General features: G+C 46.0%; 3 protein-coding genes. All 3 read right to left on the bottom strand.

Annotation, left to right across the window (positions count from 1 at the left end; genetic code table 11):
• Positions 1-1,196: beta-ketoacyl-[acyl-carrier-protein] synthase family protein (locus PLH26_RS20835; RefSeq protein WP_324587947.1), on the bottom strand; the 1,196-nt coding region annotated here is incomplete at its 3' end.
• 180 nt (positions 1,197-1,376) lie between these two features.
• Positions 1,377-2,105 (bottom strand): flexirubin biosynthesis SDR family reductase FlxB, encoded by a 729-nt coding sequence (gene flxB / locus PLH26_RS20840; RefSeq protein WP_324587948.1) that lies wholly within the window; start codon positions 2,103-2,105, stop codon positions 1,377-1,379.
• A gap of 155 nt (positions 2,106-2,260) precedes the next feature.
• The coding region (gene flxA / locus PLH26_RS20845) for a flexirubin biosynthesis tyrosine ammonia-lyase FlxA (protein ID WP_324587949.1) at positions 2,261-3,843 on the bottom strand (1,583 nt) is incomplete at its 5' end.

The raw sequence follows: 3,843 nt of genomic DNA on the forward strand, positions 1-3,843 counted from the left end.
GAGTTGGTACCGCCAAAGCCAAAGGAGTTCGACAAAAATACATTTATATCTTTTTCCGTGGTAGTTTTTACAATATTCAATTTAACGGAATCTTCATCCGGGTATTCAAAATTGATATTTGGCGCAATGAAGCCATAATGCATCATTAATAAAGAATATACGATCTCACTGGCTCCCGCCATCCAGCATTCGTGGCCCGTCATGGATTTGGTAGAGCTCACCGGAACCGTGCGTTCTCCAAATACCGTATACAATGCTTTTGCTTCGCTGGCATCGCCCGCGGGCGTGGAAGTAGCATGTGCATTGATATAATCTATATCTGCCGCATTCATTCCGGCATCTTTCATTGCCATTTGCAAAGAACGCACCGGCCCGCTCACAGTAGGATTAGAAATGTGTTCTCCATTCGATGAAAAGCCATAGCCTATCACTTCCCCTAAAATGGCAGCTCCTCTTTTTGTGGCCGATTCCAGACTTTCCAACACAATTGTAGCACCGCCACCACTGGGTATCAGCCCGTCGCGGCTGCGGTCGAATGGCCGGGATGCCCTTTGAGGCTCACCTTCATGAACGGAAAAAGCAGACAATGCATCAAAAGTGGCCATCGAATAGCAATTGATCTCCTGCGCCCCGCCTGTAACGATACAATCCTGCAAACCCGTTTTTATAAAATGATAGCCCAACCCGATGGCATGCGAACCACTGGCACAGGCAGCGCTAATGGTAAAGTTTACGCCCCTCAGCTTAAAAATGGTGGAAAGATTCATGGTGATCGTTGAGTTGAGCGTCTGGAATACCGAAGCCGAGCCGATCAGCATATTGTCTTTCTTTTCCCGCATAATATCGGTGGCATCAATAACAGGTTTTGCCGAACTGTCATTACCGTATAAAATGCCGACCTCATGGTCTTTAATATAGTCTTCATCCAACCCGGCCTGCTCCAATGCCTGCACGGTAGCCATATAAGCATATTCGCCCTGTTCGGGCAGCATGATGCGGGAACGGCGGTCCAACATCCCCTTCAACGCAGGTTTTTCCACAAACCCGGTGAGCCCCGAACGGTATCCCATTTCCTTGCGCACAGGATCCAGTATAATACCGGATCGCCCCACATACAGGGAATCCCTTACCTCATCGGGATTTTTCCCGATGCAGGAGTAAATACCCATGCCTGTTATGACTACCCGTTTGTTCATTTTTTTATTTGGCGATCAGCGGTCAGCTATCAGCCCTGAGCATATCAATTTAAAATATTAAATTCAGCTATAATATAGAACTATTGCAGTGCGGTCTGACCCTCCTTTCGTCGCGTGCTGACTGCTGCATTTTCAAATTGTCCCGCGGTCTGACCCTCCTGCGTCGGGCACCGACCGCCCCTACGAATACATCCCCCCATTTACCGACAACACTTCCCCGGTAATATAAGCCGATTCGGCAGAAGCAAAAAAACCTACCGCATGTGCCACTTCTTCCGGTTCGCCAAAACGGCTTACCGGTATAAGGGAACGCAATTGCTTCTCATCCAGCCCTTCCGTCATATCGGTTTTAATAAAGCCCGGGGCTATTGCATTTACAGTAATGTTCCTCCTGCCCACTTCCTGCGCCAGCGCCTTGGTAGCCGCTATTACCCCGCCCTTCGCCGCGGAATAATTGGTTTGTCCGGGCAATCCTTTTAAGCCCGACAGGGAAACGATATTAATGATCCTTCCGTATCTCTGCATCAACATATTTTGCAGCACCAGCTTTGTTACATGAAAAAAACCGTTGAGGCTCGTATTGATCACATTATCCCATTGCTCATCTTTCATCCACATCAGCAGCACATCGTCTTTTACGCCTGCATTGTTTACCAGCACTTCAATATTATTTTCAGGATTTTTTCCTACCCAGCCGCCCAGCACCTGCGTTACCTGCTCCTTAACGCCCACATCAAATTTCAGCAATTCCCCGTTCCCGCCTCTTTCACGAAGCGATGATATTGTTTTTTGAGCTTCTTCCCCGCTGGCTTTATAATTCACCAGCACATAATAACCCATTGCAGCCAGCTTTATGCAAACAGCTCTGCCTATACCTCTTGAACCACCTGTAACCAATGCGCATTTCATCCGTATACTTTTTATCTTTTAATAAACGGATGCCTGTCCCGGATCGGCTTCGGGAGAACTTCGCATATACGATCTCCCCTGTGAGAAAAATTTATTACGATCCGTTTCATTGATCCGTAGAAATTTGTTGTAAAATAATGTATTTGTATGAAAGGCTAATGTATAGCTACCCGGGCTGCTTCATGCACTTCAAAAAAGTCAATATTATTTTGCAGGAAATGATCTTTTACTTTTTCCAGCTCCCTGTAGCGTGGCTGATCGTCAATAAACCTGGGGAAGATCTTTCTCACAGTAGTATACATTTCTTTTGTTGCAGGAGATAACCTGTCGGCGCATTCCGCATAATCAATAGCCTGCAATACCGTTATCATTTGTATAGCCAGCACCTCAAAAGCATTATCAATAACTTTTTTGGTGATCAGCGCCGCATTGCAACCCATGCTTACTATATCCTGGTTATCATTGTTATTGGGAATGCTGTGCACATACATGGGAAAAGAAAGGGTTTGGTTCTCCGCTACGGTAGAGGTAGCGGTGAACTGCATGCCCTGCATGCCGAAATTAAGTCCCAGCACACCCAGGTTCACAAAGGGCGGGAATTTTTCATTCAGCTTGTTGTTCAGCAAATAATTCAGTTGTCTTTCAGACAACATGGATAGCTTGGTAATGGCAGTTTTCAGCTTATCCATTTCAAGGGAAACATAGTCGCCATGGAAATTGCCGCCATGGAAGATATTATGATTCTCGTGATCTATCACCGGGTTGTCATTTACCGAATTGAGCTCATCTACCACAATTTTTTCGGACTGTTCAATAGTATCCAAAACAGGGCCCAGCACCTGGGTAACGCAGCGAAGCGAATAATATTCCTGCACCTTATCTTCAAAAACATCGTGTTTGATGTTTTCGGGATTGTACAAATATTCGGAACGGCTGCGGATCAGCTTACTGTCTTTTAATACATCGCGCAGCATTGCCGCCACCTTGTTTTGTCCTTTGTGCTTTTTTACGATATTCAGCTCACACGAAAAATGATCGTCATAGGCTTCTACCACTTCATTGGTCATTGCAGAAAGCATTACAGCGTACTGCAACAATTTCTTTGCCTGGATAATATTAAGAAGCCCGATACCCGTCATGGCTGAAGTACCGTTTAATATAGCAAGCCCTTCACGAATGTGCACAGACAGCGGAACTATACCAAATTTTTTAAAAATTTCTCCGGTAGGCCGGGGCTCACCGTTCACCATTACTTCCCCTTCACCAATGAGCACCAGTGCCAGGTGCGCCAGTTGTATAAGGTCGCCGCTGGCGCCAACGCCGCCATGCTCAAAAATGCAGGGCGTAATATCATTATTGATGAGTTCTTTCAACACCACAGCTACATCCGTATGTACCCCCGAATGTCCCTGCATCAGGCTGTTAAGCCGGGCCAGCATCAGCGCCTTTACCAGGGCGGGAGAAAGATAATTGCCGCTGCCCGAGCTGTGGCTGCGAATGAGGTTGTACTGGAGCTGTAAAACATTTTCGGCGCTTACTTTATATTGCGCCATGGGTCCAAAACCTGTATTGATACCGTAAATAAGTTTTTGATCCGAAAAATTCCTGAGGAACTGAAAACTGGCTTCCATTTTTTCAAGTGCCCGGCTATGGAGTTCAATTTTGCTGTTGTTAAGTACGATCTCAGAAAAATCTTGTAAAGAAAGGGTTCTGGCTCCTACATTTATCATTGCACGAA

The organism is Agriterribacter sp. (assembly GCF_035444585.1).
In the GTDB taxonomy this organism is placed as follows: domain Bacteria; phylum Bacteroidota; class Bacteroidia; order Chitinophagales; family Chitinophagaceae; genus Agriterribacter.